This window comes from Bacillus sp. YBWC18 (assembly GCF_002998775.1).
Classification (GTDB): Bacteria; Bacillota; Bacilli; order Bacillales; family Bacillaceae; genus Bacillus.
Map to the genome: position 1 here is coordinate 1 of NZ_PVRI01000010.1, position 24,213 is coordinate 24,213.

Consider the following 24,213-nt stretch of genomic DNA (forward strand, 5'->3'; position numbering starts at 1 on the left):
AACATTGTTATCTAGTTTTGAGAGAACATTCTCTCCATCAGGTTTGGTGGCGATAGCGAAGAGGTCACACCCGTTCCCATACCGAACACGGAAGTTAAGCTCTTCAGCGCCGATGGTAGTTGGGGGTTTCCCCCTGTGAGAGTAGGACGCCGCCAAGCTTTTCTAAGGATCAGTTCCATACGGAACTGGTCTTTTTTGTTTTTTAAGAAAAGGAACAAACACCCGATCTGACATGGATACATATACTAAACTACCATCTAAAACATTCTTAATTTTGTATACAATTGAAAGCGCTAGGGCATACTGAAGCTATAAGTGGAGGTGTCACAATGAGCAAAAAAGAGCGAGAAGCGATTTGTTTGATTTGTGAAGAGAAAAAGACAAAGGGAATTTATTTATATCATCAGTTTTTGTGCCGAGACTGTGAGCGAAAGTTAATTTCTACATCGACCTCGGATCCTAGCTATGCCGATTATGTGAGAAAGCTTAAAAATCTTCATACGCCGCCTTTGTATTCATAGACCACTAGATGGTCTTTTTTTATGAGCTATGAAGGATTGGGCTTGTTTTTTGGGAACTTAGTTTGGACATCATCCGTAATTCATAATAAGATAAACAGAGAGCCTGATTATTCATAGGAGTCGATGAACATGAAATCAATCTTTTATACATTTATATGGGCCATCCTCTCTACTTTTTTTTCGGTTGTGATTTTAACCGTCAGTATAGGGGTTTTCCATCATCATGCTGGATTATCGATACTGTATGCGATGATTGGATGGGGTGTGATGTTTGTAGGGGGCAGATGGGCTGCTTTCCAATTGTTTTTAAAGAAACACGGACTGTCTCGTAGTGATTATGTATATATCAAACAGCATTTAAAAGAAGCAGGGCAAAAGCTCGTGCGTTTAAAAAAAGCTTTATTTGCTGTGAAAAACGTACAAACGATCAAACATAATTATGAAGTTCTTCGGCTTGCTCGACGAATCTATACAATAACAAAAAAAGAGCCAAATCGATTTTATGATGCACAGCGTTTTTATTTCGAAAGCTTGGATTCTGTCGTTGAACTAACTGAGAAATATGCACTATTGTATAATCAGCCTAATCGTAGTCATGAGCTGGAAATGACATTGAGCCAAACCCGAGTGACATTGACAGAGCTGCAAAAGCAATTGACCAATGATTTGCAGCAAGTTTTAGGAAGAGACATAGAAGCTCTTCATATTGAGCTTGAAGTAGCAGATAAAATGATGAAGAAATAGATGAAAGGAGTCAAACTCGATGAAACCGGAAGATCACGCCACACCATCACCTGCCTCCACTACAGATCTTCAGTTTCGGGTGTTTGATACCTTATCTGATGAGGAGAAAAAAGAAGCCGTGCAGCGTGCTAAGCAGATCCCTGACAATCCGCAAAAACTGCTTTTCTATGGTACACGTGTGCAGGAACAATTATTGGAACAATCACAACAGATGATGAAATATGTTGAGAAAAAAGATATCGATCAAATAGGAGACGTGCTTGAGACCTTTTTGCAGCAGCTGCATGTAGTGGAGCCTGAGGATTTACTGCCAAAGAAACAGGGCATTTTTTTAAAATGGTTTCAACGGGATAAACGATCTACTCAGGAGATCATATCGCGTTTTCAACATGCAAAATCACAGATCGAGAGATTGTCAGCAAGACTTCGTTATGCAAGAGGCGTATTAATCTCCGACCATATGTTATTAGAGCGTTTATTTGAAGAAAATCAAACTTATTTTCAAGAGATGACGCTGCAGGTCGCAGCAGTTGAAGCGAAAATGACAACGTTAGAGCAGCGGCCTATTTCAGAAACGCAACTTTCTGTTGACCGGACAATAGAGGAGCAATTGATGAGTCAAGAAGTCAATGAAGAAGAGTATGTGGAGAGACTAAAGGAACGAAAGTATGATTTGCTGTTAAGCCGGCAAATTGCATTGCAATGTAATGCACAAATTCGCATGATCCAGCATACGAATCATACATTGACCAATCATATTCAATCAACTGTTTCTGCGTCTATTCCTCTATGGATCAACCAAATGTCGATTGCGTTAACGCATATTCAGCAGCGGGCCAATTCAGCTCTTGAGAACCGAATCCAAAAAACATATGAAAAGGTATCGAAGCAGCAGGAACAGCTTCTTGAAGAGGCATCTTTTGCTCCTATAGATACGTTGAAAAAGGTCCAACGTCAATTAGCTGAAACATTACAGGAAACGTTACAGGTGAAAGAGCATGGAAGCCAAGAGCGAGCTCAATTGAAAAGCAGTATGTATGAGGCAGAGCAGCAGCTGGCGAATCCAATAAAGGAATGAGAAACCATCTTTCGGTTCACTTGTTTGAACGTTATAATAGACTTAAGATATCGTTAAAGTGAAAAGGGTCGATTTGTTTGAGAACACCTTTATATACAGCATTAGCACAGCATGCGGAAAAGAAGCCTTATTCTTTTCACGTTCCAGGACATCACAATGGAGATGTCTTTTTTGATGAGGCACGGTCCCACTATGCTTCAATCCTTCAGCTGGATGTGACGGAGCTTGAAGGTCTAGATGACCTCCATCACCCGACTGGTGTGATTCAAGAGGCAGAAAATTTATTGACTAAGCTATATGGTTCAGATCAAAGCTTTTTCCTTGTGAATGGCACAACAGTCGGAAATTTGGCGATGGTGATGGCGGCATGCCGCACGGGAGACGAGATTTTTGTCCAGCGTAATTGCCATAAGTCTGTCTTCCATGCGATCGAGCTTGCAGGGGCAACGCCTATTCTGGTAGACGCTGAGATAGACCCACACTTGCATGTTCCAACACATGTGACGGATGATACAGTCAGAAAAGCCATAGCAAGACATCCTAATTGCCGAGCAATCGTTTTGACTTATCCGAACTACTATGGACATGCAGCTGATTTATCAAAGCTGATTCACATGTGTCATGAAGCAGATGTGGTTGTTCTGGTTGATGAGGCTCATGGCGCGCATTTTGTATTAGGCGGCGCATTTCCTCCATCTGCTCTTTCCTATGGAGCGGACGTGGTGGTACAATCAGCACATAAAACCCTTCCGGCAATGACGATGGGTTCCTATCTTCATCTTCAAGGGGACCGAATCGATGCGAAGCGATTGAAAACATTGCTCACGATGCTTCAAAGCAGTTCGCCGTCTTATCCAATTATGGCCTCATTAGATGTGGCGAGAGCTTATGTCGAGGAGATCAAAGGAAAAGGGACATTGCATGTAATCATGAAAGAACTGACAGAGCTGAAAGATCAGTTCAACCGTCTGACTCATCTTGAAGTGGTTGAGCCTGACTCGCTGCTTTCCGATCCATTAAAATGCGTCATTCGATCAACAAAAGGACTGACTGGTTACGAACTAAAACGGGTGCTTGAATCAGTGGATGTTCATCCAGAGCTTGCGGACGAACTTCAGGTTTTACTTATTCTTAGCTTAGAACAGAGGAAGGACGTTCCTTTCAAGCGGATCGAGCAGGCTCTTAAGCAAAGTGATTCATTGCTCAAAGGAAAAAAACATATCCAAAATGAGACGTTATCTATTGAGACTGATGAGCAAAATCAAGACATAGAGGCTGTCCCATTTGAACATGCAGCAGGCCGGATGAGTGCAGAATCAATTATTCCCTATCCGCCTGGTATTCCTTTGATGATTAAGGGAGAGCGTATTGAGATAGATCAAATTGAGGCGTTAAGCCGTTTGCTTGGACATCAGGTTCATGTTCAAGCAAGTCAGGTCATTCATCAGAGAAAATTATATGTTTATATAGAAGAGGAGACACTATGAGGGGTATGTTTATTACGTTTGAAGGGCCAGAGGGCGCCGGAAAAACGACAGTGATTCGAAAAGTGTACGAAGAAATGGAACGTCAAGGATATGCAGTCATGGCGACACGTGAGCCGGGAGGCATTGAGATTGCTGAGCAGATTCGTGAAGTCATTTTAAATGAAAAAAACACGAAAATGGATGCGAAAACAGAGGCATTGCTGTATGCAGCAGCGAGAAGGCAGCATTTGGCTGAAAAGGTAGAACCGGCATTGCAGCGCGGAGACACAGTCTTATGTGATCGTTTTGTTGATAGCTCTCTCGCTTATCAAGGCTATGCGAGAGGGCTTGGAATTGACCAAGTCAGATCAATTAACGACTTTGCTATTGATGGCACGATGCCGCAAATGACCATTTATTTTTCCATTACACCTGAAGAAGGGTTAAAACGAATTCACGCCAATCAAGGAAGAGAAAAAAACAGATTAGACATGGAGACGCTGAATTTCCACCAGTTGGTCAGAGAAGGCTATGAACTGCTTATTGCGCAATCGCCAGAACGATTCCGTGTAGTAGATGCGTCTCAGCCGATGCAGGATGTCTATGAAGAAGTACTTCGGGTGATTCAGGACACATTAAAGAAAAATCAAATATGACCTCATTCCCAATCGTTGTTATAATATAGAGGAAGACATCGGCATGTCACCTGTGCCTAAAACAAAGGAGGCCAATCAAATGAAATTAATTGTTGCCGTTGTACAGGACCAAGATAGCAGCAAGTTGTTGAAAATATTGACTGAACATCATTTCGGCGTGACAAAATTAGCTTCAACTGGTGGGTTTTTAAAGTCTGGGAATACGACTTTTCTTATTGGTTGTGATGATGTCCGAGTGGATAAAGCATTACAGCTTATAAAAGAAAATTGCCGCAAACGTGATCAAATGATTGCACCTGTATCTCCAATGGGTGGTAACGCAGATTCATATGTACCATACCCTGTTGAGGTTGAAGTTGGTGGAGCTACTGTCTTTATTCTGCCAGTTGAACAATTTCATCAATTCTAAGGATGGGTTGCTGTGAAAATTAATCAAGATATGCGGCTGCTTTTAGAAAAGCGTGAACTCCAAGGCATTAAAGGAAGCCAAACATCTGCCTCCTTTAAAGCATCGATGGAGACGCAAAGCGGCAAAATGCGCTTAGAGCAGCTGACGGTCATGCTGAGTGATATCGAAGTGTTCGGTAAAAAGCTGACAAAGTCACGAAACCTAAAGGACTTGGCTAGGTTTAAAGGGCTTGTGAAGCGCTTTGTAAAAGAGACAGTCGATAATGGATTCAATATAGAAACATCAAGGAGCTTTGACATTTATGGCAACACGCGTACACTCGCTTTAGTCAAAGCATTAGATGAAAAGCTGATTGAATTAACAGAGGATATGATGGACCAAGAGAAACCTTCTATTGATTTGCTTGAACGTATTGGAGAAATAAAAGGTTTATTGATTAACCTTTACACATAGAGAGTGATAACATGGCAATTAGCTGGGATGACATGAATGATTTGCAGCCGCGCGTCATGCGGCTGATTTTTAATAGTATTGATAAAGACCGACTTGCGCATGCCTACTTATTTGAAGGAAAAAAAGGGACGGGAAAGCTGGATGCTGCGATGCTTTTGGCTAAGAGCTTTTTTTGCTTGAAAGCAGGAGTGAAACCATGTGAATCCTGCCAAAACTGCAAAAGGATTGAGTCAGGAAACCATCCCGATTTACATCTCGTGCAGCCTGATGGTCAATCGATTAAGAAAGCGCAAGTGCAGGCATTGCAAGAGGAATTTACAAAAGCAGGTGTGGAATCTCACCGAAAAATGTATATCATTCTTCATGCGGACAAAATGACGGTCAATGCCGCGAACAGTTTATTGAAGTTCCTAGAGGAGCCTAACCGGGAAACGATGGCAATTTTAATCACTGAGCAATCGCATAAAATGCTGGATACGATTATTTCAAGATGTCAGATGCTTAGCTTTCAGCCGCTGCAGCCGCAATCCTTGGAGCAGCAGCTATTACAAGAAGGCGTATCTCAGCATCTTGCAAGGCTTTTGTCGAATTTAACCAATAATTTAGCAGAAGCACTCGAATTAAGTCGAAATGATCAGTTTGCAGAGTCTAGAGCGAAAGTGATAAAATTGTATGAAGTCTTACACCAGCGAAAAGAACATGCATTTTTTTATATACAGGATCAATGGATGCCTTTTTTCAAAGAGAAAGACCTTCAAGAAACAGGTCTGGATATGCTTTTATTTATATATCGTGATGTATTGTCGATTCAAATAGGAAATGAAGATAAAGTCATTTATCAAGACTTATTCCAGACAATGAAGCAGCACGCGCTGCATTCCACACAGCAGATGGTGACGAACCAGATCCTTGCTGTATTAGAAGCGAAAAAGAGACTTCAATCCAACGTGAATGCCCAAGGGCTGATGGAGCAATTGGTGTTGATGTTGCAGGAGGGATAAGTTTGTACAACGTAATTGGTGTTCGTTTTAAAAAAGCGGGCAAAATCTATTATTTCGATCCTAATGGATTTCATATAGAAAATGATAGTTGTGTCATTGTAGAGACGGTCAGAGGAGTTGAGTACGGACAAGTGGTCATCGCTAATAAAAAAGTAGATGAACACGATGTCGTTCTTCCTCTGCGTAAGGTGATTCGTGTAGCAGACGAACGAGACCGGCTCATCGTTGAGGAAAACAAAGAAGCAGCGATGACAGCCTTTGATACATGTCTTCAGAAGGTAAGTGAACACGGGCTAGAAATGAAGCTGGTCGATGTTGAATTTACATTTGACCGAAACAAGGTCATCTTCTACTTCACAGCGGATGGCAGAGTAGATTTCCGCGAGCTAGTGAAAGATCTTGCTTCAATTTTCAAGACGAGAATTGAACTTCGCCAGATTGGTGTAAGAGACGAGGCAAAAATGCTGGGCGGCATAGGTCCTTGCGGGCGAATGCTTTGCTGTTCGACATTCTTAGGAGACTTTGAACCAGTATCCATTAAGATGGCAAAAGACCAAAACCTGTCGCTAAATCCTACAAAAATTTCAGGGCTTTGCGGCCGTTTGATGTGCTGCTTGAAATATGAGAATGATGAGTATGAAACAGCGAAAGAACAATTGCCCGATATCGGTGAAACGATTCAGACATCTAGTGGCTCTGCAAAGGTAGTAGGGCTCAACATTTTAGAACGAATTTTGCAAGTTGAATTAACCGGGCAAGAAAAAGTGATAGAATATACTTGGGAAGAATTATTACAAGAAGGCGTTGTATCTGCACAAACAACTGAGTAACGAGGTGTGCCACCTTGGATAAAAAGGAACTATTTGATACGGTGATCAATTTAGAAGAACAAATCGGTTCTCTTTATCGCCAGTTAGGTGATTTGAAAAATCATATCGGTGAAGTGATTGAAGAAAATCATCAGCTGCAGATGGAGAATCAGCACTTGCGTGAACGTCTGGATCAGTCTGATCGGGACAAATCGTCTGAGACAGAGAATGATTCTGCTCAGAAGCCAGGTCATTCTGATATAGGAGAAGGTCATGATAACCTGGCTCGGTTATATCAGGAGGGCTTCCATATTTGTAATGTACATTATGGGAGCATTCGTAAAGAGGGAGACTGTTTGTTCTGTCTGTCATTTTTAAATAAAAAATGAGAAAAGGCTTCCGCTGAATCGGAAGCCTTTTTCACAGGAAAAGAAAGGATACATCATGGTTTCGTTAAGAGAAGATGAACGATTAGATTACTTGCTCGCCGAAGATATGAAGATTATTCAAAGTAAAACGGTTTTCGCCTTTTCATTGGACGCAGTATTATTAGCGAAATTTGCGTATGTGCCAATCCAAAAAGGAGAGATCATTGATCTTTGTACGGGAAATGGCATTGTGCCATTGCTGCTTTCGACTCGATCTAAGGCCTCCATTACTGGGGTCGAAATTCAAGAACGGCTGTTTGATATGGCAAAAAGAAGCGTGGCGTATAATCAACTTGAAAAGCAGATTGAATTGATTCATGGTGATTTGAATGATATGCCAGCACGCTACGGCAACCACAAAGTAGATGTCATCACATGTAATCCGCCATATTTTAAGACACCTTCTAAGGAAGAAATCAATGAAAATGAATACTTGGCAATTGCCCGGCATGAAATCCATTGTACATTAGAAGATGTCATTCGTGTTTCTTCCACGCTGCTGAAGCAAGGAGGTAAACTGGCGATGGTTCATCGACCGGGACGGCTGCTTGAGATTGTGGAATTGATGAAGAAATACCGAATTGAGCCAAAACGAATTCAATTTGTTTATCCCAAACAGGGAAAAGAAGCCAATACCATCTTAGTAGAAGGTATAAAAGATGGAAAACCAGATCTGAAAATTCTCCCGCCTCTTTTTGTTTATGGAGATGATCAAGAGTATACAGAGGAAATCAGGACGATACTGTATGGAGAAGCATAATCATTATTTCTATGTATTGAAATGTGCAGACGGCAGCCTATATGCAGGTTATACAAATGATTTACAAAAAAGACTGACGAGCCACAATAGTGGAAAGGGAGCAAAATATACAAGAGCAAGACGGCCGGTTGAGCTGTATTATCATGAATGTTTTGCAACCAAAAGAGAAGCCATGCAGCAAGAATACCGTTTTAAAACGTGGACGCGGAAAAAGAAAGACCTTTATATAGAAGAAATGCGAATAGAAAAGGAGGCGGCACATGAAAACACAGAAAAGCTTTGATGGTCAATCAGATATGGGCATTCTGTATCTCGTCCCAACCCCAATTGGCAATTTAGAAGATATGACGTTTCGAGCCATACAAACATTAAAAGATGTAGACTATATTGCCGCAGAAGATACAAGACAAACGAAAAAACTTTGTCATGTCTATGAAATTGATACGCCATTAACGAGTTATCATGAGCATAACAAAGACAGCAGCGGCCACAAGTTAATCGAATGGTTAAAAGAAGGAAAAAACATCGCACTCGTGAGCGATGCTGGTTTACCGACGATCTCAGATCCAGGTGCTGAAGTGGTTCGAGACTTTACTAATATCGGCGGCTATGTCGTTCCGTTACCTGGAGCAAATGCTGCACTTACAGCACTCATTGCATCAGGGATTACACCTCAGCCATTTTTCTTTTATGGTTTTCTTGACCGACAAAAAAAGGAAAAGAAAAAACAGCTCGAAGCTTTAAAGAAGCGTCAAGAAACAATCATTTTCTATGAAGCGCCCCATCGATTAAAAGAAACACTGACTTTGATGAAGGAAGTGTGGGGCAACCGGAATATCGCCATTACGAGAGAACTAACGAAAAAATTTGAAGAGTTTATTCGTGGAGATTTAGAGTCTGTGCTGACATGGGCCGCAGAGCATCAAATCCGGGGTGAATTCTGTCTTGTCGTACAAGGTAATGATCAAGATGAAGAAGAGTTAAATGAAGATGTCTGGTGGAAGTCCTTATCTGAAAAGGAACACGTGATCCATTACATAGAAGAAGGATTAACGTCGAAGGAAGCCATTAAACGTACAGCCGTCGAACGTGGTGTACCAAAGCGCATGATATACGATGCCTATCATATTGAACAATAAAGAAAGGTTCTTGCAAACGGTGCAAGAACCTTTTTTATATAAAACTTATTTTTGTGATTGAAGTTGGTTTTGGATTTCGTTAATGATTTGCTCTGCACCTTCACGGCTAAGAACTAATTTACCATTAGCAAGTTTAAGGTTATCGTCTGATACTTCACCTGTAACTTGGCAAGTCATGTTTGGTTTATATTTTTTTAGGATAATTTTTTCATCATCAACATAAATTTCCAAAGCGTCTTTTTCAGCGATTCCTAGAGTACGGCGAAGTTCGATTGGAATCACCACGCGTCCTAATTCGTCAACTTTACGTACAATACCTGTAGATTTCATCTTCATTCTCCTCCCAAAGAGTTCTTATTCTTAATATAATATTATCTTCGTCATTATTCGACAAATTCCTTACATTCATAGCATAACAAGGTTTCCATAAATCGTCAATCATTTTGTTTACTATTGTTTGTAAAATATGACTCTTAAAGTCAAAAGACCTTGAAACTATTGATTTATAAGGATTTCTCGGGTTTTTTCTATGAAAATATGAGAAATGACGAGTTCAGATTAACAAGACTTTTGCCCTAAATTAGACAATTGTAAATCTGGAAATAGATTTCATACGACAATATTCGACAAAATGTCGACAGGTTTGTCGTTTTTTTCGAAAAACTCATCTTTTTCGATCATTTCATCTTGTTCTATGTATATATGCTTGATCTTAAAGGCTAAGATGGTATCATAGAGAAAGCACAAGTGCAAAATTTAATGAATTGATCTAACACATTTTCATGTAATGATGATAACCGCTCTCGTCCATTGGGCGGGAGTTTTTGACATTTACACACACGCAGGAGGTTCCGACATGCCGGAAAAGAAAAAAACGTTTTATCTGACAACACCTATTTACTATCCGAGCGGAAAATTACATATTGGACATGCTTATACGACAGTAGCAGGGGATGCTATGGCTCGTTATAAACGTCTTCAAGGCTATGATGTGATGTATTTAACGGGTACAGATGAGCACGGACAAAAAATTCAGCAAAAAGCTGAAGAACAAAATATTACACCGATCGAGTATTTAGATCCGGTCGTAGCAGACATTCAATCATTATGGAAGAAACTCGACATTTCGAATGATGATTTCATCCGTACAACAGAAAAAAGACATACGAAAATCATTGAGCAAGTGTTTCAAGAGCTGCTTGATCAAGGTGATATTTATTTAGATCAATATGAAGGCTGGTACAGTATTCCTGATGAGACATTCTATACGGAAACACAGCTTGTGGATGTTGAGCGGAATGAAAAAGGGGAAGTCATTGGCGGGAAAAGCCCTGACAGCGGACATCCTGTCGAATTAATTAAAGAGGAATCATATTTCTTCCGTATGAGTAAGTACGCGGATCGTTTACTAGACTATTATGAGAAGAATCCGACGTTCATTCAGCCTGAATCAAGAAAAAATGAAATGATCAATAACTTCATTAAACCCGGTTTAGAGGATTTGGCTGTATCAAGAACAACCTTTGATTGGGGAATTAAAGTTCCTAACAATCCAAAACACGTCATCTATGTATGGATTGATGCGTTATTCAACTATTTAACTGCGATTGGCTACGGAACTGATCAGGATGAAAAATATAAAAAATATTGGCCTGCTAACGTGCATCTCGTAGGGAAAGAAATTGTACGCTTCCATACGATTTATTGGCCAATTATGCTGATGGCACTAGATCTGCCGTTGCCGAAACAAATTTTCGCACACGGCTGGCTGCTGATGAAAGATGGTAAGATGTCTAAATCAAAAGGGAACGTAGTAGATCCCGTCACATTAATTGATCGCTATGGCCTTGATGCCCTTCGTTATTACCTCCTTCGTGAAGTACCATTTGGTGCGGATGGTGTGTTTACACCAGAAGGATTCGTGGAACGTGTAAACTATGACCTTGCCAATGATTTAGGTAACTTGCTTAACCGTACAGTTGCGATGGTACAAAAATATTTTGACGGTACATTAAGCAGCTATAAGGGTCCAGTTAATGAGTTTGATGAGGAACTTAAAGCGGTAGCTGAGCAAACAGTCAAAGCCTATGAAGAAGCGATGGAAAACCTTGAATTCTCGGTGGCTCTTTCAAATGTTTGGACATTAATCAGCAGAACCAATAAATATATTGACCAGACAGCTCCATGGGTGTTGGCAAAGGATGAAACAAAACGAAAAGAGCTGCATTCTGTCATGTATCATTTAGCAGAATCACTGCGCATCACAGCGGTGCTCTTAACGCCATTCCTAACGAAAACACCTGAGAAAATCTTCTTCCAGCTTGGCATTGAAGAAGAGAAGCTTAAAAGCTGGGATAGCATTCTATCTTTTGGTGCCATTCAACAAGCGACGGTACAAAAAGGAGAGCCTTTGTTCCCTCGTTTAGAGGTTGAAGAAGAAGTAGCGTATATTAAAGAGAAAATGCAGGGAAGTGCACCAAAGGAAGAAGAGAAAGTAGAAATAGAAGAAACGGAATTACCTGAGCTTGGAGCAGAAATTGCATTTGATGATTTCTCAAAAGTTGATCTTCGAGTAGCACAGGTACTGGAAGCAGCCCCAGTGAAAAAAGCGGATCGACTCTTAAAGCTTCAGCTTGATTTTGGATTTGAAAAAAGACAAATTGTTTCAGGGATTGCCAAGCATTATCAACCTGAGGAATTAGTAGGGAAAAAGCTCGTTTGCGTAGCGAATCTCACACCAGTCAAACTCAGAGGGGAAATTTCCCAGGGAATGATTTTAACTGGAGAAACTGATGGGAAATTGCAGGTTCTTGAAGTAGACCGATCTCTAGCAAATGGAACAAAAATTTTATAAATCAACAAAAGGTGTTCCACGTGTAACATTTCGTCGAACACCTTTTGTTTTTTAGAAGAATTGTCGAAAGGAGCAATCAACGATGTTATTTGATACACATGCCCATTTAAATGCTGAACAATATAATGAAGACTTAGAGCAGGTGATCGAAAGAGCGAAAAGTGAAAAAGTCGAAAAAATCGTGGTGGTAGGGTTTGACCGCCCGACAATTACGAGAGCAATGGAATTAATTGAAGAGTATGATTTCATCTATGCAGCCATTGGCTGGCACCCAGTCGATGCCATTGATATGACAGATGAGGATTTGCTGTGGATCAAAGAATTATCTCAACATGAAAAAGTCGTTGCGATTGGAGAAATGGGTCTGGATTACTATTGGGACAAGTCGCCAAAAGATGTACAAAAGGAAGTCTTTAGACGTCAAATTGCTCTTGCGAAGGAAGTGAATCTTCCAATCATTATTCATAATCGTGACGCAACGGAAGATGTCGTGACGATCTTAAAGGAAGAGGGAGCGGCTGATGTTGGAGGGATTATGCATTGCTTTACTGGCAGCCTAGAAATCGCAAAAGCGTGTATGGATATGAACTTTTATATTTCATTCGGTGGACCCGTGACATTTAAAAATGCCAAAAAACCGAAGGAAGTTGTCAAGGACATACCAAGTGACCGGCTTTTAATTGAAACAGATTGCCCATACTTAACGCCAGCGCCATTTAGAGGGAAACGTAACGAGCCAAGTTATGTGAAATATATCGCAGAACAGATCGCGGAGTTACGAGAAACAAGCTTTGAAGAGCTTGCTGAATTGACCACAAAAAATGCGAAAAAAGTTTTCGGTATAAACTGACAGTATATGATGTCAATCCTTGTTTAAGCTTGTCCAATTGTGAAACATAACGAAAATGTTCTACACGTTTGCGCCTCTTCATAGGATAAGTTGTCGATAAGTCTTTCTTCCCTTCCTTCCATCAATCTCCCATAATAGGGTTACAATCGAGCATTTTTGTACAGTGGGTGGAAGGGTTGACAGGTTTTGAGATACTCTATATAATCTCTCCGAGGAGAAGGAGGCGTTTTTCATCGTACAAAAAATGAAAAATCTGTTTTCTGTTAAGCTAGGAAAAGGCAAGGTTTTATTACTAGTTGTTTGCTTGCTTTTAGCTGGAACTGGGACGGCTTACGGTGCGCATGAGCTCACTAAGCAGTCTATTACCATTTCAATCAATGGTAAAGAGAAGACAATTCGTACACATGAAGAGACAGTAGCACAGCTGCTTTCAGACCTTGGAATAAAGACCAGGGCGGAGGATCATATCTCTCCAAGTCTAAATACAAAGATTGAAGACAACATGAACATTGTGTATGATGCGGCTATACCGGTTCATCTGACCCTAGATGGGAAAGAGAAAACGATATGGACAACAGATCAGACGGTTGGAGCATTATTGAAGAATGAGAAGATAGATATTGGAAAGCACGATCAAGTAACTCCAGGAAAGAATGACAAGATTAAAAAGGATATGAATCTTGTGGTTCAGCAGGCCTTCCAGGTCAGCTTAAATGATGGAGGCAAAGATAAAAAGGTGTGGACCACTTCGACTACGGTCGCTGACTTTTTAAAGCAACAAGAGCTGAGGCTCAAGAAGCACGATAAGATCAAACCTGCGTTACATAGTCATATTTCTAAAAAAAGCGCAGATATCCAGATCACTCGGGTGGAAAAAGTCACCGATGTAGTGGAAGAGAAAATTGCTTTTGATACCAAACATAAAAAGGATCGTTCTCTTGAAAAAGGAAAAGAGAAGGTGCTTAAAAAAGGTGAAGAAGGTAAATTGAAGAAGCACTATGCCATTGTGAAAGAAAACGGCAAAGTGGTGTCTAAAGAATTGATTAAAGAAGTGACTGAAAAAGATAGCAAGGATCGTTTAGTGGCTATTGGTACACAAGTGTCCAATAAAGAGCCTAAAGCGACACCTGCCGTTTCAAGAAGCAATGAATCGTCTGGAAAAGAATTTTATGTGGCGTCGACAGCCTACACAGCGAGCTGTGCTGGATGTACGGGCAGAACGTCAACAGGCTTTGATTTAAAAGCAAATCCGGGTGCAAAGGTTATAGCAGTAGATCCGAGTGTCATTCCGCTAGGCTCTAAAGTGTATGTGGAAGGCTATGGATATGCCGTTGCATCAGACACTGGATCTGCTATAAAAGGGAATAAAATCGATGTGTTCGTCCCAAATAAGTCGGCAGCTTATCAATGGGGAAATAAACGAGTGAAAATTAGAGTACTCAAATAAACACATCCAATCATTTATATGAACAGAGGGCTTTGCGCACCCTCTGTTTTTTTGGTTATAATAGAAGCACTGTTTTCTAATTAATTAGACGCAAAAACAGCATGAAAGGTTTCATTTTTTAACCGAAAATTGTTTATTGTTTTTGCAAGCGGAGGAATACATGAAAATCAAAGAAATCATTGTGGTGGAAGGTCGTGATGACACTGCCAGAGTGAAGATGGCAGTTGATGCAGATACGATCGAAACAAACGGATCAGCTATTGGTGATACAGTTATTCAACAAGTGCGTCTTGCTCAGGAGACGAGAGGGGTCATTATTTTAACTGATCCTGATTTCCCTGGTGAGAAGATCCGGAAAACCATCGCAGAAGCGGTTCCTGGCTGTAAGCACGCATTTTTGCCAAAACATCTTGCGAAGGCGAAGCGAGACAAAGGAATTGGCGTCGAGCATGCTTCCTTGGACAGTATTCGAGAATGCCTAGCCCATGTCCATGAGGAAATGGAAGAATCGGAAAGTGACATTACATTAGATGACTTATTTGACGCAGGCCTTATCGGAGGCGAATCGTCGAAACGCCGCCGCGAACGACTAGGTGTGCTTTTAAATATAGGATATACCAATGCGAAGCAGCTGCAAAAGCGCCTTCACATGTTCCAAATAACCAAACATGATTTTATTGCGGCCTTAAAGACCGTCATGCAGGAGGAAGCCGATGAATAAAGATATTGCGACACCCATCAGAACGAAGGAAATACTGAAGAAATACGGTTTCTCTTTTAAAAAGAGCTTAGGGCAGAACTTTTTAATTGATACAAATATACTCGATCGTATTGTCGATCACGCAGAGGTGACGGATGAGACCGGCGTGATTGAGATTGGGCCTGGTATCGGTGCATTGACCGAGCAGCTCGCTAAGCGTGCAAAGAAAGTCACTGCTTTTGAAATCGATCAGCGTTTATTGCCCATTTTAAACGATACGCTTTCTCCATATGATAATGTCACGATCATTCATCAAGACGTATTAAAGGCGGATGTGAGGAAGGTCATCGAGGAAAATTTTGCTGACTGTAAAGAAGTGATGGTTGTCGCCAACCTTCCATATTACGTGACGACACCGATTATTATGAAGCTGCTTGAAGAAAACCTTCCATTGAAAGGGATTGTCGTCATGCTGCAAAAAGAAGTAGCAGATCGTATGGCAGCAGTCCCTTCATCAAAGGAATACAATTCGCTGTCTATCGCAGTTCAATACTATACGGAAGCGAAAACAGTAATGGTTGTGCCTAAAACTGTTTTTGTTCCACAGCCTAATGTGGATTCGGCTGTGATTAAACTAACCGTTCGTGAAACGCCTGCTGTCTCAGTAGAAAATGATGTGTTTTTCTTTCAATTGATCCGTGCGAGCTTTGGTCAGCGCCGAAAAACATTGATGAATAATCTCATGAACAATTTACCTGATGGAAAAAAACATAAAGCCATCATCGAAGAAGCACTTCAAACAGCAGACATTGATGGAAAGCGCCGCGGCGAGTCATTATCCATTGAGGAATTTGCCCGTTTGTCGAACGTTTTACAAAAAGCCCTGTCTTAAGGGCTTTTTTCTTTTGTTTTTCACCACTTTGTTCGTTCGGGCATAGGCTAGAAAGAACAGCACACATGAAAGAAGAACATATTTTAGCGTAAGACGATACCAACAGGATATGAGCCTGATTGTGGAGTGAAAAGCATGCAATTTCAAATAGGAGATATGGTGACAAGGGCATCCTATCAAATGGATATTTTGTTTCGAATCATTCGAATTGATGAGACCGATCAGCACGAAGCTACCGCCATATTGCATGGGAATGAAGTGAGGCTGATTGCTGATGCCAAGTTGTCAGATCTCGTCAAGGTTCAAAAAGAGGAACAGCTGACTAGAGAGAAAAATGACGAACGAAAAATCAATGAATCGCTTGACTTACTTAGACAGGATTATCAGCTGCTGCGGGAAAAACAAGAGTATTATACTTCTGGACAATATCAGCATCAAGAGCAGTATTTTCACATGCCTGGAAAGGTCCTTCATTTAGATGGAGATGCTTCATACTTAAAGAAATGCTTAGATGTATATGAACGAATTGGTGTACCTGTGTATGGTGTACATTGCCATGAGAAGAAAATGCCAAGCATGATTGACTCGTTAATTGATCAATATCGACCTGATATTTTGGTCATCACAGGACATGATGCGTATTCCAAGCAAAAGGGCGGCGTACATGATATCGGTGCCTATCGCCATTCTCGTCATTTCGTTGAAACGGTTCAAAAAGCAAGACGGAAAATTCCTCATTTAGATCAGCTTGTGATCTTTGCAGGTGCCTGTCAATCTCACTTCGAATCATTGATCCAAGCAGGTGCCAATTTTGCGAGCTCGCCTTCCCGTGTGAATATCCATGCGCTCGACCCCGTCTATATCGTTGCGAAGATCAGCTTCACTCCATTTGTAGATCGAATCAACGTGTGGGATGTGCTCCGAAATACATTAACAAGAGAAAAAGGCCTCGGAGGCATCGAGACGAAGGGCGTTCTAAGGGTAGGTATGCCATATAAAAGAGACCATGAATCGACATAACCCGACTGATTACAGTCTGGTTTTTTTTATGTTCAAAAAGAAATTGCAAAAGGATACATAATTCACCGGAATTTGAGAAAAATAGGGAGAAGAAAAGGTAGAAGTTTGTCAAAATTATTTTGTTGACAATGGCTCGTGTTCGTTGATATAATTTAATTTTTATTTGACAAAAACGAGCCGTTGTTGTATAATTATCTCAGTGAGGTGGATGCAATGGCGAAGACTTTGTCCGACATCAAAAGATCGCTTGATGGTAACTTAGGTAAACGTTTGACGTTAAAGGCTAACGGGGGCCGCCGTAAAACAATTGAGCGTTCGGGCATTTTAGCTGAAACGTACCCTTCTGTATTTGTGATTCAATTAGATCAAGATGAGAATTCGTTTGAAAGAGTTTCTTATAGTTATGCAGATATACTGACTGAGACGGTCGAATTAACGTTCGATGATACCGCTAGCTCAGTCGCCTATTAATGGGCAGTGAACTTCTTGTTTACTGCTTTTTGTTTTGCCTTTTTTTCTGAATGGGAGTCTGTCCATTTTTTGAAAGGGTTAAAAGGAAGGAATCGATACAAAATAAGAAAGCCACACAAGCAGTGGCACTGATTCGAATTCTCGACTAAAGGGGCTGTTTCGTTTGGGTAGACGCCGAGGCATTATGTCAGATGAGTTCAAATACGAGCTGGCGAAGGATCTTGGATTTTATGATACCGTCAAAAATGGAGGCTGGGGAGAGATTCGTGCGCGTGACGCAGGTAATATGGTCAAACGTGCCATTGAATTAGCTCAACAGCACATGGCTCAGGATGAGAATCAACGATAGAAAAACGGTCAGGGATACCTCGGGTGTCTCTGGCTTTTTTTGATGAAAAAGTCAGTGTGCTCGGCGTAAAAGCCTATATTCATCAGATCCATCAAATGTGATACAATATTGATACTTATGTTTAGATGGAGAAGTAGGTGAAATGTTTGCGTATTTTAGAAAAAGCACCGGCAAAAATTAATCTCTCACTTGATGTTCATGGAAAAAGACCGGATGGATATCACGAAGTGGAGATGGTGATGACAACAATAGACCTTGCAGATCGACTAGAGCTGACGGAGCTGGACAAGGATGAAATCCGTGTATCATCTCATAATCGATTCGTGCCAGATGATCAGCGTAATTTGGCTTATCAGGCGGCTAAATTACTCAAAACAAGGTTCGGTATTCAAAAAGGTGTATCAATTGTCATCACAAAAGCAATTCCAGTCGCAGCAGGTTTAGCTGGGGGCAGCAGTGATGCGGCAGCAGCTCTTCGCGGCTTAAATCGTTTGTGGAAATTAAACCTCACGTTAGATGAACTAGCTGATCTTGGAGCGGAGATCGGCTCAGATGTGTCTTTTTGTGTACACGGAGGCACAGCACTAGCGACAGGACGTGGAGAAAAGCTGAAGCATATTGCGACACCGCCGCATTGCTGGGTGATTTTAGCGAAGCCGGTGATCGGGGTATCTACAGCTGAAGTCTATAGACAATATGACGCAAGCAAAGTAGAACACCCGAATGTAAAGCGTATGATTGAAGCGATTGAAGCGAAAGATTATAAAGAGATGTGCGGCTCACTCGGCAACGTTCTAGAGTCTGTGACATTAAAGATGTACCCAGAAGTAGATATGATCAAAAGACAGATGAAGCGTTTCGGTGCTGACGCTGTTTTAATGAGTGGAAGCGGCCCTACAGTATTTGGCTTGATTCAATATGAATCGAAGGTACAAAGAATATATAACGGACTGAGAGGATTTTGTGATCAAGTATACGCTGTCCGCATGATCGGCGAACAAAATGCCCTTGATTAAATCCGTATATTAAGTTATATTTATCATAAATTATTCGGGTTCTGGGGGTAAGTTCATGAAGTTTCGTCGAAGCGGCAGATTGGTGGACTTAACAAATTATTTGTTAGCCCACCCGCACGTACTAGTACCGTTAACTTTTTTTGCAGAAAGATATCAATCTGCGAAGTCCTCTATTAGTGAAGACTTAACGATTATCAAACAGACCTTCGAACAGCAGGGAATAGGCACATTGCTTACTGTACCTGGTGCTGCTGGCGGAGTGAAATATATTCCAAAGATTCACCTAAAAGAAGCAGACGACGTAGTAAACGATATCGGAGAGGCTCTATCGACTCCTGAACGTGTACTTCCTGGCGGTTATTTATATTTAACCGATGTTTTAGGTAATCCATCAATTCTTGCGAAAATCGGTAAGCTGTTTGCGACCATCTTTGCAGACCGTGCGATTGATGTCGTCATGACCGTTGCGACAAAGGGTATTCCAATTGCCTATTCTGTTGCGGGTTATTTAAATGTGCCTGTTGTGATCGTTAGAAAAGATAATAAGGTAACCGAAGGATCAACTGTAAGTATTAACTACGCGTCAGGTTCGTCTAACCGAATTCAAACCATGTCACTTGCAAAGCGGAGTTTAGATAAAGGATCCAATGTCCTAATCATTGATGACTTTATGAAAGCGGGCGGAACCATTAACGGCATGATGAATTTGCTTGAGGAATTTAATGCAAATGTTGCAGGGATCGGTGTTCTTTTAGAAGATGAAGGCGTAAATGAACGTCTCGTTGATGAATATGTATCGCTTTTAAAGCTTTCAACCATTGATATGAAGCAGAAGATCATTGAGATCAATGAAGGCAATTTCCACGAGTTTTTTCATTCGAAAGCTTAAGCTTTGATCAAACATGTAGTTGAATGGGAGAGATTGATATGACAAAAGTTGTTCAAACCAAACATGCACCAGCAGCCATTGGACCTTACTCTCAAGGGATTATTGTCAATAACATGTTTTACAGCTCAGGGCAGATTCCATTAACGCCAGCTGGAGACTTTGTAAATGGAGATATTAAAGAACAAACACATCAAGTGTTCCGTAATCTTAAGGCCGTACTTGAAGCAGCAGGTGCTTCCTTTGAGACAGTCGTGAAAGCAACAGTTTTTATCAAAGATATGGAACAATTCGCAGAAGTAAATGAAGTGTACGGTGAGTATTTCCATACACATAAGCCAGCTCGTTCATGTGTGGAAGTAGCAAGACTTCCTAAGAATGCACTCGTAGAAATTGAAGTAATTGCATTAGTAAAGTAAACAGGCAGTCTCAACGAAAGCCGTTTGGTTTCATCATATGCAGGAAAAGACATCATCATGATGTCTTTTTTTCACGCAGAGAATGTAAGCGTCGTCACCAAAATGACAAATAATGTATAAATATCCCGATATTTCAAAAAAAGTTTAAAAAAAGAGCAGGAGAATCACCACAATCGTTGAATACCTAAGTAATGCTTTTATATTGGGAAAAGGTGGTGAACTACTGTGGAAGTTACTGACGTAAGATTACGCCGCGTGAATACCGATGGTCGCATGAGGGCGATTGCATCCATCACGCTGGACCACGAATTTGTTGTTCATGATATTCGTGTGATTGATGGAAACAATGGGTTGTTTGTGGCAATGCCTAGCAAACGCACGCCTGATGGAGAGTTTCGCGATATTGCACACCCAATTAATTCAGGTACTCGGGGTAAAATCCAAGATGCTGTATTAAATGAATATCATCGCTTAGGCGAAGAGGAAGAAACAATTGAATATGAAGAAGCTGGAGCTTCTTAATCATATGTGAATCCAAAAAGACAGCTTTAAGAGAAAATGGAATGTTTTCTTTTAAATGCTGTCTTTTTTGCGTTTTTTCTCTTGTTTCTTATCTCTTTCATCCATTAGAAAATTATTGCACTTCCTCTTGTATCCTTGAAATCAGTCCTTATTTAGGATATATTTTTCTATGGATAATAGGGATATTGGAGGCCAATCAATGGATAAGCGGTTCGCAGTGATTTTAGCAGCGGGAAAAGGAACGAGAATGAAGTCAAAGCTATACAAAGTACTTCATCCAGTTTGCGGAAAGCCAATGGTCGAGCATGTGGCAGATGAAGCGTTAAAGCTTTCTTTAGCCAAGCTAGTGACGATCGTCGGTCATGGAGCAGAGAACGTCAAAGAGCAGCTTGGAGACAGAAGTGAGTATGCACTTCAAGAAGAACAGCTGGGAACAGCACATGCCGTCAAACAAGCAAAGTCGTTCCTTGCGCAGGAAAAGGGAACAACCATTGTCATTTGTGGTGATACGCCATTATTGACAGCGGAAACAATGGAAGCTATGTTGAGCGAGCATCAAAAACATCAAGCGAAAGTCACTATTTTAACAGCACATGCGGATGACCCGACAGGTTATGGTCGTATTATTCGTGACGAAACCGGTGCTGTCGTGAAAATTGTGGAGCATAAAGATGCGAATGATGCGGAACGTCAAGTGAATGAAATTAATACAGGGACCTATTGTTTTTCAAATGAAGATCTCTTCCGTGTGATTGAGCAAGTATCGAATGAAAATGCACAGGGTGAATACTATTTGCCAGACGTCATTGAAATTTTAAAGAATGAAGGGCAAACGGTTGCAGCATATCAAACACCGCATTTTGAAGAAACACTTGGAGTCAATGATCGTATCGCTCTATCACAAGCAGAGCAATTCATGAAGCGACGTATTAATCATCAGCATATGAAGAATGGTGTGACCTTGATTGATCCTGAGAACACGTATATTTCACCAGATGCTGTCATCGGTGAAGATACAATCATTTATCCTGGGACGGTCATCAAAGGGAATGTAAAAATCGGTGCAGACGCTACTATTGGGCCAAACACTGAAATTGTTGACAGCATCGTCGGAGATCGCACAGTGATTAAGCAATCTGTCGTCTGCGATAGTGAGGTTGGAATCGATGTGACAATTGGGCCGTTTGCTCATATTCGCCCGTTGTCGAAAATTGGCGATGAAGTGAAGATCGGGAATTTTGTCGAAATCAAGAAAACGGTTTTCGGTGACCGCAGCAAAGCATCTCATCTAAGCTATATTGGAGATGCAGAGGTCGGAACTGATGTAAACCTTGGCTGTGGATCTATTACAGTCAACTATGATGGGAAGAACAAATTCTTAACGAAGATTGAAGATGGCGCTTTTATTGGCTGTAATTCAAATCTCGTAGCACCAGTCACTGTCGGAAAAGGGGCATATGTTGCAGCTGGTTCAACGGTTACAGAAGATGTACCGCAGGATGCATTGTCTATTGCTAGAGCAAGACAAGTCAATAAAGAAGATTATGTGAAAAATATTCATAAAAAATAATCCAAATACCCGGAGGTTTACCATGTCTAATCGTTATGCTGATGCGAATTTAAAGATATTCTCTTTGAATTCAAACCCTGAACTTGCTAAAGAAATTGCCGATCGTATCGGAGTTGATGTAGGAAAGAGCTCTGTTAAACGCTTTAGTGACGGTGAAGTCCAAATCAATATTGAAGAAAGTATTCGCGGCTGTGATTGTTATGTCATTCAATCAACGAGTGCGCCAGTCAATGAGCACATTATGGAACTGCTCATTATGGTGGATGCACTAAAACGCGCTTCTGCGAAAACGGTCAATATTGTGATCCCTTATTACGGATATGCACGTCAAGATCGTAAGGCAAAACCTCGTGAGCCAATCACTGCGAAGCTTTTTGCGAACTTGCTTGAAACAGCAGGTGCTACTCGTGTCATTGCACTTGATCTTCATGCGCCGCAGATCCAAGGTTTCTTTGATATTCCAATCGATAACTTAATGGCTGTGCCAATCTTAACAAACTATTTCGAACAGAAAAATTTGAATGATATCGTCGTTGTGTCTCCAGACCACGGTGGTGTGACACGTGCGCGTAAAATGGCAGACCGCCTGAAAGCGCCAATCGCTATTATCGACAAACGTCGTCCGAAGCCAAATGTTGCTGAAGTGATGAACATCATTGGTAACATTGAAGGCAAAACGGCGATTCTCATCGATGATATCATTGATACGGCTGGTACCATTACACTTGCTGCAAATGCACTTGTGGAAAATGGAGCGGCTGAAGTATATGCTTGCTGTACTCACCCAGTATTGTCTGGACCAGCAGTAGAACGTATCACAAATTCTAAAATAAAAGAATTGGTTGTGACAAACAGTATTCACTTAACAGATGACAAGAAAGTTGAAAAATTCATTCCGCTTTCAGTTGGGCCTTTGCTAGCAGAAGCCATCATCCGTGTACATGAAGAAGAATCTGTGAGCTACCTTTTTAGCTAATTTTCTGATTAAAAAAGGCCCTAGGCATCAGCTTGGGGTCTTTTTGCTGGCATCATTCAGAGTAAATAGGTTTAAAATGATTCGCTTATGGGTAATTATGAGAGTAGTGACAAAAATGAAATAGGATGGTGCTGAATATGGCAACTTTAAAAGCAAATAAAAGAACTGATTTCAAACGTTCCACACTGCAAAAAATCCGTCATTCAGGACACGTTCCTGGTGTCATATACGGAAAAAATACAGACAACCTGGCTGTTTCACTAGACAGCATCGATTTATTAAAGACCTTACGTGATGAAGGAAAGAATACAATCATCACATTAGACGTGAACGGTGAAACAAAATCCGTGATGGTCACAGAATTACAAACAGATCCGCTGAAAAATGAGCTTGTCCATGCAGATTTCCAAGTGGTCGACTTACAGCGTGAAATTGAAGCAGATGTACCTGTCCAGCTGATTGGCGAATCTAAAGGGGTAAAAGATGGCGGTGTGCTTCAGCAGCCACTATTTGAACTATCCATTACAGCGAAACCAAAAGATATCCCGCAGCATATTGAAGCAGATATTACAAACTTAGAAGTAAATGATGTCCTAACAGTCGCTGATTTGTCTGTTCAGTCATCATATCAAGTGAATAACGATCCAGAAGAAGTCGTTGCATCCATTTTGCCGCCTCAGCAATCAGAGGTTCCTGAGCCAGATAGCGAAGAGGAACCAAAAGAACCTGAGGCCATTAAAGAAAAGGATAACGATGGAGAATAACTGGTCATTTAGA

General features: G+C 41.0%; 29 protein-coding genes and 1 rRNA gene. 29 read left to right on the top strand and 1 reads right to left on the bottom strand.

Annotated elements, in window-relative coordinates; genetic code table 11:
• The first annotated feature begins 42 nt into the window (after window positions 1-42).
• The 14 genes from rrf (at window position 43) to rsmI (ending at window position 9,464) form a co-directional block, all read left to right on the top strand.
• A 5S ribosomal RNA gene (rrf, locus tag C6348_RS18300) occupies window positions 43-158 on the top strand.
• A 171-nt stretch (window positions 159-329) separates the two neighbouring features.
• Window positions 330-521 carry a sigma factor G inhibitor Gin gene (locus C6348_RS18305; RefSeq protein WP_017359334.1) on the top strand — a complete coding sequence of 64 codons (192 nt, stop codon included), beginning with the start codon at window positions 330-332 and terminating at the stop codon, window positions 519-521.
• 129 nt (window positions 522-650) lie between these two features.
• Window positions 651-1,265, top strand: coding sequence for a 5-bromo-4-chloroindolyl phosphate hydrolysis family protein (locus C6348_RS18310; protein ID WP_106043928.1), 615 nt, complete (start codon window positions 651-653; stop codon window positions 1,263-1,265).
• 19 nt (window positions 1,266-1,284) lie between these two features.
• Window positions 1,285-2,343 (top strand): toxic anion resistance protein, encoded by a 1,059-nt coding sequence (locus tag C6348_RS18315; RefSeq protein WP_106043929.1) that lies wholly within the window; start codon window positions 1,285-1,287, stop codon window positions 2,341-2,343.
• Between the two features lie 77 nt (window positions 2,344-2,420).
• Complete coding sequence (locus C6348_RS18320; RefSeq protein WP_106043930.1) at window positions 2,421-3,830, top strand: aminotransferase class I/II-fold pyridoxal phosphate-dependent enzyme; 1,410 nt, start codon at window positions 2,421-2,423, stop codon at window positions 3,828-3,830.
• Complete coding sequence (tmk, locus tag C6348_RS18325) at window positions 3,827-4,465, top strand: dTMP kinase (RefSeq protein ID WP_106043931.1); 639 nt, start codon at window positions 3,827-3,829, stop codon at window positions 4,463-4,465. The genes C6348_RS18320 and tmk overlap by 4 nt, the downstream gene beginning before the upstream one ends.
• 79 nt (window positions 4,466-4,544) lie before the next feature.
• Window positions 4,545-4,874, top strand: a complete 330-nt coding sequence (locus C6348_RS18330; protein ID WP_106043948.1) for a cyclic-di-AMP receptor — start codon at window positions 4,545-4,547, stop codon at window positions 4,872-4,874.
• A 12-nt stretch (window positions 4,875-4,886) separates the two neighbouring features.
• Entirely contained in the window at window positions 4,887-5,327 is a 441-nt protein-coding gene (locus C6348_RS18335) for a YaaR family protein (RefSeq protein WP_034665673.1), read from the top strand.
• An 11-nt stretch (window positions 5,328-5,338) separates the two neighbouring features.
• Entirely contained in the window at window positions 5,339-6,328 is a 990-nt protein-coding gene (gene holB / locus C6348_RS18340; RefSeq protein WP_106037503.1) for a DNA polymerase III subunit delta', read from the top strand.
• Window positions 6,329-6,330: 2 nt separating this feature from the next.
• On the top strand, window positions 6,331-7,158 hold the full coding sequence (gene ricT, locus C6348_RS18345) for a competence/sporulation regulator complex protein RicT (protein ID WP_012008643.1): 828 nt from the start codon (window positions 6,331-6,333) through the stop codon (window positions 7,156-7,158).
• A 14-nt stretch (window positions 7,159-7,172) separates the two neighbouring features.
• The gene (yabA, locus tag C6348_RS18350) at window positions 7,173-7,526 is read left to right on the top strand and encodes a DNA replication initiation control protein YabA (protein WP_003217957.1); all 354 of its coding nucleotides are present in this window, start codon (window positions 7,173-7,175) and stop codon (window positions 7,524-7,526) included.
• Window positions 7,527-7,581: 55 nt separating this feature from the next.
• Entirely contained in the window at window positions 7,582-8,325 is a 744-nt protein-coding gene (locus tag C6348_RS18355; RefSeq protein ID WP_044140390.1) for a tRNA1(Val) (adenine(37)-N6)-methyltransferase, read from the top strand.
• Window positions 8,312-8,608 carry a GIY-YIG nuclease family protein gene (locus tag C6348_RS18360; protein ID WP_106043932.1) on the top strand — a complete coding sequence of 99 codons (297 nt, stop codon included), beginning with the start codon at window positions 8,312-8,314 and terminating at the stop codon, window positions 8,606-8,608. Before C6348_RS18355 ends, C6348_RS18360 begins: the two co-directional genes overlap by 14 nt.
• Window positions 8,586-9,464 (top strand): 16S rRNA (cytidine(1402)-2'-O)-methyltransferase, encoded by an 879-nt coding sequence (gene rsmI / locus C6348_RS18365; protein ID WP_060595349.1) that lies wholly within the window; start codon window positions 8,586-8,588, stop codon window positions 9,462-9,464. The genes C6348_RS18360 and rsmI overlap by 23 nt, the downstream gene beginning before the upstream one ends.
• A gap of 45 nt (window positions 9,465-9,509) precedes the next feature.
• Here the strand turns inward: rsmI and abrB are convergent, their stop codons facing one another.
• Window positions 9,510-9,800 (bottom strand): transition state genes transcriptional regulator AbrB, encoded by a 291-nt coding sequence (gene abrB / locus C6348_RS18370; protein WP_087975202.1) that lies wholly within the window; start codon window positions 9,798-9,800, stop codon window positions 9,510-9,512.
• 520 nt (window positions 9,801-10,320) lie between these two features.
• Between abrB and metG the strand changes: the two genes are divergently transcribed.
• The 15 genes from metG to C6348_RS18445 all read left to right on the top strand — a co-directional run bounded on the left by metG (window position 10,321) and on the right by C6348_RS18445 (window position 24,200).
• On the top strand, window positions 10,321-12,318 hold the full coding sequence (gene metG / locus C6348_RS18375; protein WP_106043933.1) for a methionine--tRNA ligase: 1,998 nt from the start codon (window positions 10,321-10,323) through the stop codon (window positions 12,316-12,318).
• A gap of 82 nt (window positions 12,319-12,400) precedes the next feature.
• Window positions 12,401-13,168, top strand: a complete 768-nt coding sequence (locus C6348_RS18380; RefSeq protein ID WP_034665688.1) for a TatD family hydrolase — start codon at window positions 12,401-12,403, stop codon at window positions 13,166-13,168.
• Window positions 13,169-13,412: 244 nt separating this feature from the next.
• Window positions 13,413-14,615: a G5 and 3D domain-containing protein gene (locus tag C6348_RS18385; RefSeq protein WP_106043934.1), complete on the top strand. Its 1,203-nt coding sequence runs from the start codon at window positions 13,413-13,415 to the stop codon at window positions 14,613-14,615.
• 160 nt (window positions 14,616-14,775) lie between these two features.
• A complete protein-coding gene (gene rnmV, locus C6348_RS18390; protein ID WP_095286198.1) occupies window positions 14,776-15,336 on the top strand; it encodes a ribonuclease M5 in 561 nt (186 codons plus the stop codon).
• Entirely contained in the window at window positions 15,329-16,207 is an 879-nt protein-coding gene (gene rsmA, locus C6348_RS18395; protein WP_095286199.1) for a 16S rRNA (adenine(1518)-N(6)/adenine(1519)-N(6))-dimethyltransferase RsmA, read from the top strand. Before rnmV ends, rsmA begins: the two co-directional genes overlap by 8 nt.
• A gap of 135 nt (window positions 16,208-16,342) precedes the next feature.
• The gene (gene yabG / locus C6348_RS18400; RefSeq protein WP_012008652.1) at window positions 16,343-17,227 is read left to right on the top strand and encodes a sporulation peptidase YabG; all 885 of its coding nucleotides are present in this window, start codon (window positions 16,343-16,345) and stop codon (window positions 17,225-17,227) included.
• Between the two features lie 213 nt (window positions 17,228-17,440).
• Entirely contained in the window at window positions 17,441-17,698 is a 258-nt protein-coding gene (gene veg / locus C6348_RS18405) for a biofilm formation stimulator Veg (RefSeq protein WP_003217979.1), read from the top strand.
• 163 nt (window positions 17,699-17,861) lie between these two features.
• Window positions 17,862-18,047: a small, acid-soluble spore protein, alpha/beta type gene (locus tag C6348_RS18410; RefSeq protein ID WP_012008653.1), complete on the top strand. Its 186-nt coding sequence runs from the start codon at window positions 17,862-17,864 to the stop codon at window positions 18,045-18,047.
• Between the two features lie 146 nt (window positions 18,048-18,193).
• On the top strand, window positions 18,194-19,063 hold the full coding sequence (gene ispE, locus C6348_RS18415; protein WP_034665703.1) for a 4-(cytidine 5'-diphospho)-2-C-methyl-D-erythritol kinase: 870 nt from the start codon (window positions 18,194-18,196) through the stop codon (window positions 19,061-19,063).
• 55 nt (window positions 19,064-19,118) lie between these two features.
• Complete coding sequence (purR, locus tag C6348_RS18420) at window positions 19,119-19,952, top strand: pur operon repressor (protein ID WP_034665706.1); 834 nt, start codon at window positions 19,119-19,121, stop codon at window positions 19,950-19,952.
• Window positions 19,953-19,990: 38 nt separating this feature from the next.
• Window positions 19,991-20,368 carry a 2-iminobutanoate/2-iminopropanoate deaminase gene (ridA, locus tag C6348_RS18425; RefSeq protein ID WP_106043935.1) on the top strand — a complete coding sequence of 126 codons (378 nt, stop codon included), beginning with the start codon at window positions 19,991-19,993 and terminating at the stop codon, window positions 20,366-20,368.
• Between the two features lie 225 nt (window positions 20,369-20,593).
• Entirely contained in the window at window positions 20,594-20,890 is a 297-nt protein-coding gene (spoVG, locus tag C6348_RS18430) for a septation regulator SpoVG (RefSeq protein ID WP_034324487.1), read from the top strand.
• A gap of 199 nt (window positions 20,891-21,089) precedes the next feature.
• Window positions 21,090-22,460: a bifunctional UDP-N-acetylglucosamine diphosphorylase/glucosamine-1-phosphate N-acetyltransferase GlmU gene (glmU, locus tag C6348_RS18435; RefSeq protein ID WP_106043936.1), complete on the top strand. Its 1,371-nt coding sequence runs from the start codon at window positions 21,090-21,092 to the stop codon at window positions 22,458-22,460.
• A 22-nt stretch (window positions 22,461-22,482) separates the two neighbouring features.
• Entirely contained in the window at window positions 22,483-23,436 is a 954-nt protein-coding gene (locus tag C6348_RS18440) for a ribose-phosphate diphosphokinase (RefSeq protein ID WP_034665714.1), read from the top strand.
• Between the two features lie 137 nt (window positions 23,437-23,573).
• A complete protein-coding gene (locus tag C6348_RS18445) occupies window positions 23,574-24,200 on the top strand; it encodes a 50S ribosomal protein L25/general stress protein Ctc (protein WP_060595355.1) in 627 nt (208 codons plus the stop codon).
• Window positions 24,201-24,213 lie beyond the last annotated feature (13 nt).